Origin of the sequence: Nocardia sp. NPDC004068 (genome assembly GCF_042874315.1) — a bacterium.
Lineage (GTDB): Bacteria > Actinomycetota > Actinomycetes > Mycobacteriales > Mycobacteriaceae > Nocardia.
In genome coordinates, this window is sequence record NZ_JBIAMW010000003.1 from 503,542 (window position 1) to 518,472 (window position 14,931).

Annotated in this window: 11 protein-coding genes; 7 read left to right on the plus strand and 4 right to left on the minus strand. The window is 67.8% G+C overall.

All coding sequences use genetic code 11. The features are described 5' to 3' along the window. Positions 1-99: 99 nt before the first annotated feature. Positions 100-1,032, plus strand: a complete 933-nt coding sequence (locus ACFYTQ_RS09890) for an LLM class F420-dependent oxidoreductase (RefSeq protein ID WP_387358815.1) — start codon at positions 100-102, stop codon at positions 1,030-1,032. A 16-nt stretch (positions 1,033-1,048) separates the two neighbouring features. On the opposite strand, the gene ACFYTQ_RS09895 is transcribed toward ACFYTQ_RS09890, so the two are convergent. Next, positions 1,049-3,349 (minus strand): MMPL family transporter, encoded by a 2,301-nt coding sequence (locus ACFYTQ_RS09895; protein WP_387358817.1) that lies wholly within the window; start codon positions 3,347-3,349, stop codon positions 1,049-1,051. A 359-nt stretch (positions 3,350-3,708) separates the two neighbouring features. Beyond that, entirely contained in the window at positions 3,709-6,066 is a 2,358-nt protein-coding gene (locus tag ACFYTQ_RS09900) for an MMPL family transporter (protein ID WP_387358819.1), read from the minus strand. Positions 6,067-6,269: 203 nt separating this feature from the next. On the opposite strand from ACFYTQ_RS09900, the gene ACFYTQ_RS09905 reads away from it, so the two are divergent. From ACFYTQ_RS09905 to tgt, 5 genes are all read left to right on the plus strand, one after another. Continuing rightward, positions 6,270-6,887, plus strand: a complete 618-nt coding sequence (locus ACFYTQ_RS09905) for a TetR/AcrR family transcriptional regulator (protein WP_387358821.1) — start codon at positions 6,270-6,272, stop codon at positions 6,885-6,887. After that, positions 6,871-7,344: an RrF2 family transcriptional regulator gene (locus ACFYTQ_RS09910; RefSeq protein WP_387358823.1), complete on the plus strand. Its 474-nt coding sequence runs from the start codon at positions 6,871-6,873 to the stop codon at positions 7,342-7,344. Before ACFYTQ_RS09905 ends, ACFYTQ_RS09910 begins: the two co-directional genes overlap by 17 nt. 64 nt (positions 7,345-7,408) lie before the next feature. After that, positions 7,409-9,145, plus strand: coding sequence for an ABC transporter ATP-binding protein (locus ACFYTQ_RS09915; RefSeq protein WP_387358825.1), 1,737 nt, complete (start codon positions 7,409-7,411; stop codon positions 9,143-9,145). Beyond that, positions 9,142-11,082 (plus strand): ABC transporter ATP-binding protein, encoded by a 1,941-nt coding sequence (locus ACFYTQ_RS09920; RefSeq protein WP_387358827.1) that lies wholly within the window; start codon positions 9,142-9,144, stop codon positions 11,080-11,082. Before ACFYTQ_RS09915 ends, ACFYTQ_RS09920 begins: the two co-directional genes overlap by 4 nt. A 186-nt stretch (positions 11,083-11,268) precedes the next feature. Further along, positions 11,269-12,648, plus strand: a complete 1,380-nt coding sequence (gene tgt, locus ACFYTQ_RS09925) for a tRNA guanosine(34) transglycosylase Tgt (RefSeq protein WP_387358829.1) — start codon at positions 11,269-11,271, stop codon at positions 12,646-12,648. 88 nt (positions 12,649-12,736) lie between these two features. Here the strand turns inward: tgt and ACFYTQ_RS09930 are convergent, their stop codons facing one another. After that, the gene (locus ACFYTQ_RS09930) at positions 12,737-13,498 is read right to left on the minus strand and encodes a queuosine precursor transporter (RefSeq protein WP_387359206.1); all 762 of its coding nucleotides are present in this window, start codon (positions 13,496-13,498) and stop codon (positions 12,737-12,739) included. 61 nt (positions 13,499-13,559) lie between these two features. Here ACFYTQ_RS09930 and ACFYTQ_RS09935 point away from each other — a divergent pair, with 61 nt between their 5' ends. Next, the gene (locus ACFYTQ_RS09935; protein ID WP_387358831.1) at positions 13,560-14,075 is read left to right on the plus strand and encodes a DUF4190 domain-containing protein; all 516 of its coding nucleotides are present in this window, start codon (positions 13,560-13,562) and stop codon (positions 14,073-14,075) included. Between the two features lie 62 nt (positions 14,076-14,137). On the opposite strand, the gene ACFYTQ_RS09940 is transcribed toward ACFYTQ_RS09935, so the two are convergent. Further along, positions 14,138-14,902, minus strand: coding sequence for an RDD family protein (locus ACFYTQ_RS09940; protein WP_387358833.1), 765 nt, complete (start codon positions 14,900-14,902; stop codon positions 14,138-14,140). Positions 14,903-14,931 lie beyond the last annotated feature (29 nt).

Below are 14,931 nucleotides of genomic sequence, written 5' to 3' on the forward strand. Positions count from 1 at the left end.
GTACCGTAGTTCGAACATCAGTTCGAGAGATCGATACTAGCGGGTTTCGGTCGCGGCCAGTCGCTGGATGGAACTATTGCGCGACTAACGTTGACGGGCGTGGAACTACGGATCTTCACCGAACCCCAGCAGGGCGCGAGCTACGAGGACCTCCTCCGGGTCGCCAAGGCCACCGAGGACGCGGGTTTCGACGCGTTCTTCCGATCGGACCACTATCTGAAGATGGGTGGCGTCTCCGGCCTGCCGGGGCCGACCGACGCCTGGATCACGCTGGCGGGCCTGGCCCGGGAGACCTCCCGCATCCGCCTGGGCACGCTGGTCACGGCCGCCACCTTCCGGCATCCGTCGGTGCTCGCCATCTCGGTGGCGCAGGTGGACCAGATGTCCGGCGGCAGAATCGATTTCGGCTTCGGCGCGGGCTGGTTCGCCGACGAGCACAGCGCCTACGGCATCGCGCTACCGGAGGTGAAGGAGCGGTTCGACCGGTACGCCGAACAGCTCGAGATCATCACCGGTCTGTGGGAGACGCCGGAGGGTGAGACCTTCTCCTACCGGGGCGAGCACTACACCCTCACCGATTCCCCCGCCCTGCCCAAACCCGCACAGCGCCCGCGCCCGCCCGTGATCATCGGCGGCGGCGGCAAGAAGCGCACCCCGGCCCTGGCCGCCCGCTTCGCCCAGGAGTTCAACCTCCCGTTCGTCGACTCCGCAACCGCCGCAACACAATTCGAGCGGGTTGCGCGGGCCGCCCGTGAGATCGGCCGCGACCCGGGCGAGATCATCCGCTCCGCCGCCCAGGTCCTGTGCGTGGGCCGCGACGACGCCGAGGTCGCCCGCCGCGCGGCCGTCATCGGCCGCGAGGTCGACGAACTGAAGCGCAACGGCCTCGCGGGAACACCGGGCGAGGTGGTCGACAAGATCTCCCGCTATCGGGAGGCGACCGACATCACCCGCCTCTACCTCCAGGTCCTCGACCTGTCCGACCTCGACCACCTGGAGCTGGTGGCCGCCGAGGTCGCGCCGAAGCTGTAGCGCGGAGCGGGAAACCTCAACGCACCGAGACGGTTTCCCGCTCTCCCTCCCCGCGCAACTCCCGCAGCCGCGCCCCCTCCACGTCGATATCGGGCACAATCGCGCTGAGCCACTTGGGAATCCACCAGGCCGCCCGCCCCATCAGCACCAGCAGCGACGGAATCAGCACCATCCGCACCAGGAACGCGTCGAACAACACGCCCGCCGCCAGCGCGAAGCCCATCGACTTGGCGGTCACATCGGACTCCAGCAGGAACGACCCGAACACCGAGATCATGATGATCGCCGCCGAGGTCACCACCCGCGCCCCGTGGTGATAACCCCGGATCATCGCGTCCTTCGGCGACTTGCCGTGCACGAACTCCTCCCGCATGCGCGTCACCAGGAACACCTGATAGTCCATCGCGAGCCCGAACACCAAGCCGATCAACATGATCGGCAGGAAGCTCACGATCGGCCGCGGCTCCGAGATCAGCCCGAACGCGCCCTCCTGGAAGATCAGCACGGTCGCCCCGAACGTCGCCGCCATCGACAGCAGGAACCCCAGCGCCGCGGTCAACGGCACCAGCACCGATCGGAACACCGCGATCAGCAACAGGAACGCCGCGCCCGCCACGATCGCCAGATAGGGCACGATCTTGCTCAACAACGCGTGGTCGATATCGGCGTAGATCGCCGTGAGACCCGTGATCCCGTAACTCATCCCGTACTGCGACCGTAGTCCGGCCTCGGCGTCGCGCGCGTGGCGCACCAGATCCTTGGTGGCCTGATCGTTGGGCCCGGTCTTGGGGACGGCGGTCAGCAGCGCGCCCTCGCCGTCCTGGCTGAACTGCGGTTCGGTCACGTAGTCCATGCCGTCGTAGCCGACGAGCTTGTCCCGCAAGGCGTTCACCGCCGCCTGCCGCCGGTCCGCCGGGACCTGATCGAGTTCGGCGACCACCTGCAACTTGCCGTTGAACCCCTCCCCGAAGCCCGCGGTCTGCAGATCGTAGGCCTTGCGGATCGTCGTCGACTTCGGCTGACTGTCCTCCCCGGGCAGGCCCAGTTGCAGATGCAGCGCGGGCGCGGCGAGCAATCCGAGCACCACGATGCTCAGCACCAGCGTCACCGCCGGGGCGCGCCCGATCACCCGCGCCACCCGCACACCGTTGGTGACGACCGAATCGTCCTCCGGATCGTGCTGGGCGATCACCGGCAATTTCGGTGTGAACAGCCACTTTCCGAACGCCCCCAGCAGTGCGGGCATCAATGTGATCGCCGTCAGCACCGCGAACGCGGCCGCGACCGCGCCGCCCAGACCCATGAACGTCAGGAAGCGAATGTTCACGATGGCCAGCCCGACCAACGCGATGATGACCGTCGCGCCCGCGAACACCACCGCCGAACCCGCCGTCCCCAACGCGGTGCCCGCGGCTTCCTCGCCCGAGGCGAGCACGGCCCGTTCGTGCCGATACCGCGACACGATGAACAGCGCGTAGTCGATCGACAGCGCGATCCCGATCATGGATGCCAGGAATGTCGTGAAGCTCGGCACCGACAGGAACGAGGTGCCCAGGAAGATCACCGAGGTGGCCGCGCCGAGCCCGACCAGCGCGGTGACGATGGGCACGAACGCCGCCACGATCGCGCCGAACGCCACGATCATCACCACCAGCGCGACCGCCATGCCGATCAGCTCGGCCTTACCGCTGGGCTGGTCCTGCTTCATCGCGATCGTGCCGCTCACCTCGACGGTGAGCCCGGCGCGGCGGGCGTCGTCGGCGACGTCGTAGGCCGCGGTGCGGTCGGCGTCGGTGACGTCGGTGATCTCGGCGATGGTGAACGGAACACTCAGTACCGCAACCGAATCCGGATCGGTCTTGTTCAGCACGTTCAACGGCGCGCTGCTGCATTTGGAGACGAAGGCGCTGGTGGTCCGGTCGCCGGTGAGGCAGCCCAGCTGTTCGCTCGCGGCCACCGGATCGACCAGCGGCTTGCCGTGATCGACGATCCCCAGTTCGCCGAGCTTGCCGACCAGCCCCTGGATCGCCGCGTGGTTCTCCGGGTCGGTGAGCTTCTGCCCGGCGGGGGCGGCGATCACGTACGTGCCGGTGACCGCGCCGAATTCGAGCGACTGGGACATGCCCGGGAAGTGCCGGTCCAGGATCTCGGTGGCCCGCTCCGACGGCAGGTTCGGAATCGTGAAGTCGTTGGTCATCGGCTTCTGCAGCCGGTTCCCGAGCGTGGCCAGGATCAGGAACAGCAGGATCCAGACCGGCAGCACGATCCATTTCCGGCGGTAGGCGAACTTTCCCCACCGATACAGATACACCGACACGAGCGTCTCCTAGCGGTCGCGGGGTCGTGCTCGGAGAACAACACGTTCGAGTGTGCTGGGAATTCGCTACAAGATCAAGCAAATCGGGCCCTGCCGAAGAGCGTGGCAGGGCCCGAGGGCGGGAGAGAGCGTGGCAGGGCCTGAGGGTGGGAGAGAGCGTGGCAGCGCTCGATAGGGAAGTGAGCGTGGCAGGGCCCGATGGGGAAGACAGGGCGGCAGGGCCGATGGGGAAGACAGGGCGGTAGGGGCCCGATAGGGAAGAGAGGGCGGCAGGGCCCGAAGGTGGAGGAGGCGTGGCAGGGTCCGATGGGGGAGGGGGCCCGGGATCACATTCCCCAGGCCCCCCGCGTCGCCCGAACTCAGCCCACCGACACCGGCTCCCGCTTGGAGTCCGCATCGCGGGCGTGTTGCTGCAACTCGCGCAGCTTGCTGCCCTCGACGTCGATATCGGGCAGGATCCGGTCCAGCCACTTCGGCATCCACCACGCCCACTTGCCCAGCAGCACCAGCAGGGACGGGATCAGCACCATGCGGACCACGAAGGCGTCCAGCAGCACGCCCGCGGCGAGGGCGAAGCCCATCGACTTGGCGGTCACGTCGGATTCGAGGATGAACCCGCCGAACACCGAGATCATGATGATCGCGGCCGAGGTGACCACGCGGGCGCCGTGGTGGTACCCGCTGACGACCGCGTCCTTGGGCGAGCGGCCGTGCTTGTACTCCTCGCGCATCCGGGTCACCAGGAACACCTGGTAGTCCATCGCCAGCCCGAACACCAGGCCGATCAGGATGATCGGCAGGAAGCTCACCAGCGGATGCGGATCGCTGATCAGGCCGAGCTTGCCCTCCTGGAAGATCAGCACGGTCGCGCCGAACGTCGCGGCCATCGACAGCAGGAAGCCGAGCGCGGCCGTGAGCGGCACCAGGATCGAGCGGAACACGAGCACCAGCAGCACGAACGCGGCCGCCGCGACGATCGCCATGTACGGCACGATCTTGCTGAGCAGCGCGTGCGACACGTCGGCGTAGATGGCCGTGGTGCCGGTGATGCCGTACTCCATGCCGTAGCGAGACTTGAAGTCCCCCTCGGCCTTTCGCGCGTTCTCCACCAGATCCTGGGTCGCGGCCTCGTTCGGACCGGTCTTCGGGACCGCGTTGAGCTGCGCGCCCGTACTGGCGGCGTAGTCGTTGGCCTTGGTCTGCGGATCGATCTTGTTGGTCTTCGCGGCGGTGACGTAGTCCATGCCGTCGTAGGAGGCCAGCCTCTCGCGCAGCGCGTCGACGGCCGACTGCCGTTCGGCGGCGGGCACATTCGACAGATCCGCGACCACCGTGAGGACGCCGTTGCTGCCCTCGCCGAACCCGGCGGTGCGCAGGTCGTACGCCTTGCGGATGGTCGAGGTCTTGGGCTGGCTGTCCTCCCCGGGCAGGCCCAGGCTCAGGCCCGCGGCGGGCGCGGCCAGCGCACCGAGCAGCACGATGCTCAGCAGCAGCGTCACCGCCGGATAGCGGCCGATGAGGCGGCCGAAGCGCATGCCGTTGGTGACCGACTTCGGATCCTCCGGATCGTGCTTGGCGACCAGCGGCAGCTTCGGCTTGAACAGGTATTTGCCGAAGGCGCCCATCAGCGCGGGCAGCAGCGTCAGCGCCACCACGATGGCGAACGCCGCCGCGATCGCGCCGCCCAGCCCCATGAAGGTGAGGAAGCGGACATTCACGATGGCCAGCCCGCACAGCGCGATGATCACGGTCGCGCCCGCGAACACCACCGCCGAACCCGCCGTGCCGATCGCGACACCGGCCGCCTCCTCCGGCGAATCCTGAACGGCCAGTTCGTGTTTGTACCGCGAGACGATGAACAGCGCGTAGTCGATGGACAGCGCGATGCCGATCATCGACGCCAGGATCGTGGTGAAGCTCGGGATGTCGACCGCCGCGGTGCCCATCATGATCAGCGCCGAGGCCGCGCCCACGCCGACGATGCCGGTGAGGATCGGCACGAAGGCCGCGATGATCGCGCCGAAGGCCACCATCATCACGATGAACGCGACCGCGTAACCGATCATCTCGGCCTTACCGCTGGGCTGCATCTGCTTCTGCGCGATGGTGCCGCTCATCTCGACGGTGAGCCCGGCGTCGCGGGCGCTGTTCGCGACCGCGGTCGCCTCGTCGCGCTGCGCGTCGGTGACGTCGGTGAACTTGGCGATGGTGAACGGCACCTGCACGAAGGCCACGGTGTCGGGTTCGGCGCTGCCCTTGCCCAGCACGTTCAGCGGCGCGAGGCTGCACTTGGCGGGAAAGCCCGGGTCGGTGCGATCGGCGCCGAGACAGCCCATCGCCTCGGCCGCGGCGACCGGGCTGAGGATCTGGCCCTTGCTGTGATCGACGATGTCGAGGGCGTTGAGCTTCTGCACGAAGCCCTCGATCGCGGCCTTGTTCGCCGGATCGGTCAGCTTCTGGCCCGCGGGCGCGCCGATCACGTAGGTGCCGGTGACGGCGTCGAACTTGAAAGCCGCCGAGGCGCCCGGGAATTGGGCGTCGAGGATATCGGTCGCGCGTTGCGACGGCAGGTCCGGCAGATTGAAGTTGTCGCTCGTCGGCTTCTTCAGGCCGACGCCGACCGCGCCCAGCAACAGGAAGACGAGCAGCCAGACCGGTAGCACTATCCATTTCCGGCGGAACGCGAATCTGCCCCACCGGTAGAGGTATACGGACACGAGAAATCTCCTAGCCATCGCTGGGACATGCGCTGAATTCGAGCGTCGGAGACAGCACTTCACGGCCGCCCTGCACGCGGTCCGTCTCCAAAACGCTTTCTGCCTACCGTGCGGTAGGTAGACTACCGAGCGATAAGCGGAGGAACAACCTCGGTTCCGGGGGCGTCGCCCGCCCCGAACCCGGGTGATGAGAGGATCGGCCGATGAGTGTCCGAAGTGCTTCCGGAGCCGTTGTCGCAGGTGGAGGGACCAAGGACGCGATCAGAGACGCTGCGGTGCGGCTGTTTTCGAGCAAGGGATTCGAACAGACGAGCCTGCGCGAGGTCGCGGATGCGGTGGGAATCACAAAAGCCTCCCTCTACTATCACTACGCCTCGAAACTGGATCTGCTGCTCGCCATCATCGAGCCCGTTTTCGACGAGTTGAAGGAGGTCGTGGACGAGGCCGAGCCGATCGACCACACCCCGAATGCCGTGCGCGCGGTGCTCACCCGGCAATTGCGCACGCTGTTGCGGCATCGGACCGCGGGCGCGATGTGCGTGCGCGACACCGTCGCGATCATCAACGCGATCGGCAACCGCTATCCGGACATGATCGATCTGCATCGGCGACTGGCCCGCTGGCTGGCCGGACCCGATCCGTCGGAGGAGGCGCAATTGCGGGCGGCCGCGGCGCTGGAGGTGCTGGGCACCGCGCTGTGGTCGAGGGATCTGGTGCCCGTCGCCGGTGACGAGCTGATCGAGCGCGTGCTGCTGGATTCCGCGCTCGGTGTGCTGGGTGCCGGCAACGCGGTCGGGAGCGGCTGTGCACATCTCGGCTAGGGTCGATTACGCGGTCCGGATCCTGCTGGAAATCGCTCGCGCGCAACCGGATTCGGTCAAGGCCGACGCGATCGCCACGGCCCAGTCCATCCCGCCCAAGATCCTCGAGTCCGCCGCCGCCGAACTGCGCCGCGCCGGACTGGTCACCAGCCGCCGCGGCCCCGACGGGGGCTACCGGCTGGCCCGGCCCGCCGCCGCCATCAGCGTTGCCGACGTGATCCGGGCCGTGGAGGGTCCGCTCGCCTCGGTGCGCGGGCAGCGGCCCGAGGACGTGCGCTACGCGGGCGCGGCCGAATCGCTGCAACCGGTGTGGATCGCGTTGCGGGTCAACATCCGCGCGGTGCTCGAGCGGGTGTCCATCGCCGACATCGCCTGGGACAAACTGCCGGACTTCGTCGCCGAGCTGACCAGCGATCCGGGCGCGTGGGCGCGGCGACCCCTGCCCGAGGGACCATGACACCCGACGACCCGGAGGAAATGAGGGCGACGCCGGTCACATCGAGACGGTAGCCTGCACGCATATGATGATCGGACTGCTGCGGCGCTTCCTCGCCCCCTATCGCACCCAGTTGCTGGGTGTCGTTGTGCTGCAACTCATCTCCGTCATCGCGATGCTGTATCTGCCCAGTCTCAACGCCGATATCATCGACAACGGCGTGACCAAGGGCGATATCGGCTACATCTGGTCCACCGGCGGCTGGATGCTGCTGGTCTCGGGCGTGCAGATCCTGGCCTCGTCGGTATCGGTGTACTTCGGCGCGCTGGCGGCCATGGGCGCGGGCCGGGACATGCGCGCGGCGCTGCTGCACCGGGTGGGCACGTTCTCCGCGCGCGAGGTCGGCATCTTCGGCGCGCCCTCGCTGATCACGCGCAACACCAACGACGTCCAGCAGGTGCAGCTGCTCGTGGTGATGAGCGTGACCATCCTGGTGATGGCCCCGATCATGTGCGTCGGCGGCATCGTCATGGCGGTCCGGCAGGACGCCGGGCTGTCGTGGATCCTGCTGGTCGCGGTGCCCCTGCTGGCGCTGACCATGGCGTTGATCATCTCCCGCATGGTGCCCGGCTTCCGGCGCGTGCAGGAGCGCATCGATGCGGTGAATCGGGTGCTGCGCGAACAGATCACCGGCATCCGGGTGGTCCGGGCGTTCGTGCGGGAGCGGCTCGAGGCGTGGCGCTTCGGCGTCGCCAACTCCGAACTCACCGACGCGTCGCTGTACGTCGGGCGGCTGACCGCGCTGATGTTCCCGGCGGTCATGCTGATCAGCAATCTGACCACGGTCGCGGTGATCTGGTTCGGCGGGCACGCCATCGACGACGGGGCGATGCAGATCGGTTCGCTGACCGCGCTGCTGTCCTACATCATGCAGATCCTCATGGCCGTCATGATGGCCTCGTTCCTGGCCATGCTCGCCCCGCGCGCGGCCGTGTCGGCCGAGCGGATCGGCGAGGTGCTGGCCACCGAGACCTCGGTCGGCCCACCGCCGTTGCCGCGGTCGTTCACCGCCGATCCGGGCACGGTGGACGTCGCCTTCGCGGAGTTCAAGTTCCCGGGCGCGGAGAAACCCGTGCTGCGCGGCATCCGCTTCCGCGCCGAACCGGGCACCACCACCGCGATCGTCGGCTCGACCGGATCGGGCAAGACCACGCTGATCAATCTGATCCCGCGGCTGATCGACGTCACCGACGGCGCGGTGTACGTCGGCGGCACCGACGTCCGCCATCTCGATCTGGATCTGCTGCGCTCGCAGATCGGCCTGGTGCCGCAGAAGGCGTACCTGTTCTCCGGCACGGTCGCCTCCAATCTGCGCTACGGCGATCCGGACGCCACCGACGCGGAGCTGTGGCGCTGCCTCGAGATCGCCCAGGCCGCCGATTTCGTCCGCGATATGCCGAAGGGGCTGGAAACCGAAGTGGCGCAAGGGGGTACGACGGTGTCGGGCGGGCAGCGTCAGCGGCTCGCCATCGCGCGGGCGCTGGTGCGCAAGCCCAAGATCTACCTGTTCGACGACTGTTTCTCCGCGCTCGACGTGGCCACCGACGCGCGGGTGCGCGACGCGCTGCGACCCGAGGTCGAGCAGGCGGCGGTGATCACGGTGGCGCAACGGGTTTCGACCATCCGCGAGGCCGATCAGATCGTGGTGCTCGAGGACGGGGAGATGGTCGGCCTGGGCACGCACGACCAGCTGCTGCGCGACTGCGCGGAGTATCGCGAGATCGTGGAATCGCAGTTCAGTCCCGAGGAGGCGGCCCGATGAGGCCGGGGATGCCGCCGGGCGCGCCCGACGCGAAGGCCAAATCGTTCGGACCCTCGCTGAAGCGGCTGCTGGCCCGGCTCGCGCCCGAAAAGGCTTATCTGGTGGCCATTTTCGTGCTGGCCACCACCTCGGTGGTGCTGACCGTGCTCGGGCCGCAGATCCTGGGCAAGGCGACCAACATCATCTTCGACGGCGTGGTCGGCAAGCAGTTGCCCGCCGGGCTGTCCAAGGAGCAGGCGATCGCCGCGCTGCGCGCGCAGGGACAGGACCGGCTGGCCGACATGCTCGGCGGGATGCACGTGATTCCCGGTGTGGGCGTGGACTTCTCGGCCGTGGGCCGGGTGCTGGTGCTGGTGCTCGTGCTGTATCTGGCGTCGGCGCTGTTCGGGTGGTTGCAGGCGTACCTGCTGATCTCGGTGATCAACCGGGCGATGAAGCGGTTGCGCGCCGAGATCGAGGAGAAGATCCATCGGCTGCCGCTGCGCTACTTCGACTCGACCCCGCGCGGCGATGTGCTGTCGCGGGTGACCAACGACGTCGACAATGTCGCGCAGAGCATGCAGCAGACGCTGAGCCAGCTGGTCGTCTCGGTGCTGACCGTGATCGGCATTCTGGCCATGATGTTCTGGATCTCGTGGCTGCTGGCGATCATCGCGCTGCTCACGGTTCCGGTGGTGGTCGTCGTGACCGCGCAGATCGCCAAGCGCTCCAAACCGCACTTCGTGAACCAGTGGCGCTACACCGGTTTGGTGAACGCGCAGGTCGAGGAGGCGTACACCGGGCACGAGGTGGTCACCGCGTTCGGGCGCAACCGGGAGGTGGGCCAGGAGTTCGATCGGCGCAACGGGCGGCTCTACGAGTCGAGTTTCAAGGCGCAGTTCATCTCCGGGCTGATCATGCCGGTGATCATGTTCGTGGGGAATCTGAACTACGTGCTGATCGCCGTCGTCGGCGGGTTGCGGGTGGCGTCGGGGAGTCTGTCGCTGGGTGAGGTGCAGGCGTTCATCCAGTACTCGCGGCAGTTCACCCAGCCGCTCACCCAGATCGGGTCGATGATCAACCTGCTGCAATCCGGGGTGGCCTCGGCCGAGCGGATCTTCGAGATCCTCGACGCCGAGGAGCAGGTGCCCGATCCCGAGGTGGAGGATCAGCGGCCGGTGGATCGGGGCCGGGTCGCATTCGACGCGGTGTCGTTCCGGTACGAGCCCGACAAGCCGGTGATCGAGGATCTGTCGCTGGTCGCCGAGCCGGGGCACGTGGTCGCGATCGTCGGTCCCACGGGCGCGGGCAAGACCACGCTGGTGAATCTGCTGGAACGGTTCTACGAGCTCGACTCCGGGACCATCAGCATCGACGGCGTCGACATCACCCACATGACCCGGGATCGGCTGCGCTCCCGCATCGGCATGGTCCTCCAGGACACCTGGCTGTTCAGCGGGACCATCCGGGAGAACATCGCCTACGGCAACCCCAGCGCCACCGAGGAGGAGATCGTCGCCGCGGCCCGCGCCGCCTACGTCGACCGCTTCGTGCACGCCCTCCCGCACGGCTACGACACCGTCATCGACGAGGAGGGCGCGGGCGTCAGCGCGGGCGAGAAGCAGCTCATCACCATCGCCCGCGCCTTCCTCGCCAAGCCCACCATCCTCATCCTCGACGAGGCCACCAGCTCGGTCGACACCCGCACCGAACTCCTCGTCCAACAGGCCATGGCCGCCCTCCGCCGCGACCGCACCAGCTTCGTCATCGCCCACCGCCTCTCCACCATCCGCGACGCCGACCTCATAGTCGTCATGGACTCCGGCCACATAGTGGAAACCGGCACCCACACCCAACTCCTGACCCACCGCGGCCCCTACCACCGCCTCTACAACGCCCAATTCGTAGGCGCCGCAGTAGACCAGGACCTGGTAGACGAAAGCCCCGTCGACGCCTAACCCCCTCCCGCCCCTCCACATGCCCGGCTCCGGCCCTCGTCTCCCGGCGCCAGCTCGTGTCCCCGGCCCCGGCTCTGGTGTCCCCGGCCCCGGCCCTCGTCTCCTCGGCCTCGGCCCTGATGTCCCGGCTCCCGGCTTCTCAAGTTCCTGTCTCCCCGCCTCTCACGTCTCGGGCTGCCGCCCCTCATGTCTCGGGCTGCCGCCCCTCATGTCCCGGCTGCCATCCCTCATCTCCCTGGCTCCGCCACCCCTCTTGTCCCTGCCCCCGGCGCGCCAGCGCCGGGGGCAGGGCGGCACTATGGCGGGGTGCCCGATCAGTCGTCGTTTGGATTCAGTGTCAGTACTCGGCTCGCGGGGCGGCACGGTCGCTCGGGGGTGATTCGTACGCCGCACGGGGAGATTCGGACGCCCGCGTTCGTTCCCGTGGGGACCAAGGCGACGGTCAAGGCGGTGGTGCCGGAGGCGATGAAAGAGCTTGGGGCGCAGGCGTTGCTGGCCAATGCCTACCATCTGTATCTGCAACCGGGGGCGGATATCGTGGATGAGGCCGGGGGGCTCGGGGCGTTCATGAACTGGGCGGGGCCGACGTTCACCGACAGCGGGGGCTTCCAGGTGATGTCGCTGGGGGTGGGGTTCAAGAAGGTGCTGGCCATGGAGGCCGTGGGGGTGCGCAGCGACGACGTGATCGCCGAGGGCAAGGAACGGCTGGCGGTCGTCGACGACGACGGGGTGACCTTCCGGTCGCATCTGGACGGGTCCCGGCACCGCTTCACCCCCGAGGTCTCGATGGGCATCCAGCACGAACTGGGCGCGGACGTCATGTTCGCCTTCGACGAGCTCACCACCCTCATGAACACCCGTGCCTACCAAGAGAATTCGCTGCGCCGCACGCACGAATGGGCCCAGCGCTGCGTCGACGAACACGAGCGGCTCACCGCCGCCCGCGCGCACCGCCCCTATCAGGCCCTGTTCGCGGTGATCCAGGGCGCGCAGTACGAGGACCTGCGCCGCAAGGCATGCCGCGATCTCGACGCCATGCGCGGCGCGGGCGGCACCGGATTCGACGGCTACGGCATCGGCGGCGCGCTCGAGAAGCACAACCTCGGCACGATCGTGGGCTGGTGCTGCGATGAACTCCCCGAGGACAAGCCGCGCCACCTGCTGGGCATCAGCGAGCCCGAGGACCTCTTCGTCGCCGTCGAGAACGGGGCGGACACCTTCGACTGCGTCAACCCGTCCCGCGTCGCCCGCAACGCGGCCATCTACCGGGCCACGGGCCGATTCAACGTGAACACCAGCCGTTTTCGCCGCGACTTCACGCCGCTGGACCCGGACTGCGACTGCTACACCTGCGCGAACTACACCCGCGCCTACATCCACCACCTGTTCAAGGCCAAGGAGATGCTCGCCTCGACGCTGTGCACGATCCACAACGAGCGATTCACGGTCCGACTGGTCGACGACATCAGGGCGTCGATCGAGGGCGGCTACTTCGACGAGTTCAAGGCCGAGTTCCTGGGGAAGTGGCGAGGCCCCGGCGAAAAGCACGCCGGGGCACAGGGTTAGGGGACGCCGGGCCAGAGGGTCAGGAGACGCCGGGCCACAGGGTTATGAGACGCCGGGGCCTCAAGGTTGGGGGAGGTCGGGCGAAGGGTCAGGAATACAAAGCGGGCTTTTCCAAAGGCGCGTAGGTACTCTCGCGCTTCTTGAGGTACGCGATGACCCGATAACTGATCGGCAGGATGAACACCTCCACCGAGGTCTTCCACACGAACCCGACGATCACATAGTTGACGAACGCCCCCCACGTATCGATCCCGATGGCCGTGGCCGCGATCGAGCAGAAGATCAGCGTGTCCCCGAACTCCCCGGCCACGGTCGACCCGAGCAGCCGCGCCCACAGATGCTTCTCCTTGGTGCGCTCCTTGATCAGCACCAACGTCATCGAGTTGAGGAACTGCCCGACGACGTATCCGGCAAGCCCGGCCGCGACCAGCTGCGGCGTGGTGCCCACGACCGTGCGGAAGGCGTCCTGATTGCCGTAGAAGTCCGCCGCGGGCAAACCGATCGCGATCCAGAAGCAGACCACCATCAGCGCCAGCATGCCGAACCCGTAGTAGATCGTGCGCCGGGCCGCACGAAAGCCGTAGACCTCGCTCAGCACGTCGCCGATGACGTAGGCGAGGGGGAACAGGAAGAAGGCGGCGTCGGTGGTGATCGGCAGGACGTCGATCGGACCCAGCGACAGATGTTCGCCGCGAAAGAACTGCACGCCCTTGGTCGCGCAGATATTGGAGATCATCAAAGTGGCCGTGAACAGCGTCACGATCAGGGTGTACGGTCCCCCCGCGGCCTTGGCGAACGCTGCGTGTTCGGCCGCGGGGCGTCCAGGCCCCTCGACGTCGGGAGATTGCATGGTGTCACTCACGAGGTCTGGACGATACCGGCAGCGGCCCGCTGTGGAATAGGCTGTGACCATGACGAATCCCGGCGATTCCGACGAATGGTGGAAGCAGTACGGCGGCGAGGGTGTGTCGTCGGAGTCCGGGGGCCACGCTTCGGTGCCGCCGCCGACCCCGTCCGCACCGCCGCCCGGCCACTCGTCCGCACCGAGCTATCCGGCCCAGCCCATGACCCCGCCGCCGCAGCAGCACTACCCGAGCTACCCGCCGCAGCCGCAGCCGTCGTCGCTCTACGGCCAGCCCGGCTACGGCTACGCCGCCGCGGGCTACCAGCCCTACGGCTATCCCCAGCAGCGCGGCACCAACGGCATGGCCATCGGCGCGCTGATCTCCTCCCTCATCGGATTCGTCACCTGCGGACTGGGTTTCGTGGTCGGCCTCATCCTCGGCCCGATCGCCCTCAACCAGATCAAGCAGACCGGCCAGGAGGGCCGCGGCCTGGCGCTCGCGGGCATCTGGATCAGCGGCGTCGCCCTCGTCCTCGGCGTCCTGTGGTTCGTCTTCGTCATCGCCGTCGGCAGCACCAACTGAGTACGGGAACGAAACGGGGCGCACTCGAAACCGAGTGCGCCCCTTGATCTTTCGAGCGACGATCAGCCCTTGAGCACCTGCGTGCCGCCCGCGAACTTGTCGTGCCAGCCCTGTCCGTTCGGATCCTGGGAGATCGTCACGGCGATGTAGATGGCCAGACCCAGCGAGACCAGGCTGCCGATGCACGGCACGATCTGGGCCACCGCCCACAGATTGCGCTTGAGCGAGCTCGCCTGGTCGGGCAGTCCGCCGTCCGGGCCCACCACCCGCATGCCGAGCCACTTCTTGCCGAGCGTCCCGCCCTGCGAGCTCTCCATCAGCACGAAGTAGGCGAGGTAGGCCAGGGCGACGACCACGCCTTCGAGCAGCTGCACGCCGAAGCTGCGGCCCAGGAAGATGAAGATGATCGCGATCGGCACCCCGATGAGCAGGCCGTCGATGAGGCGAGCCAGGAAGCGCATGCCCAGATCACCGGGCACCGCCCCGCCCGGCACACCCGGCTGCCCGCCGTAGGGCTGCTGCCCGTAGTTCTGCCCGCCCGGGTACGGCTGCTGACCCGGGTAGGGCTCCTGCCCGCCGCCGTAGGGCTGCTGCTGGCCGTAGGGCTGCTGTCCGTAGCCAGGGCCGCCCGGCTGCTGCCCGTACGGCGCGCCGCCGCTCGGATTCGGTTGCTGCCCATAGGGTTGCTGGCCACCGGCTGGGTACTGCTGCTGCCCGTAGGGCTGTTGCTGGCCGCCGCCGTACGGCTGGCCCTGCTGCGGGTACGGCTGGCCGTACGGCTGCCCGCCCTGCGGATACTGGTTGGGGTCGTACCCACCACTGGTCATCTGAAGTTCCTCGTGTGAAATGGTCGTAG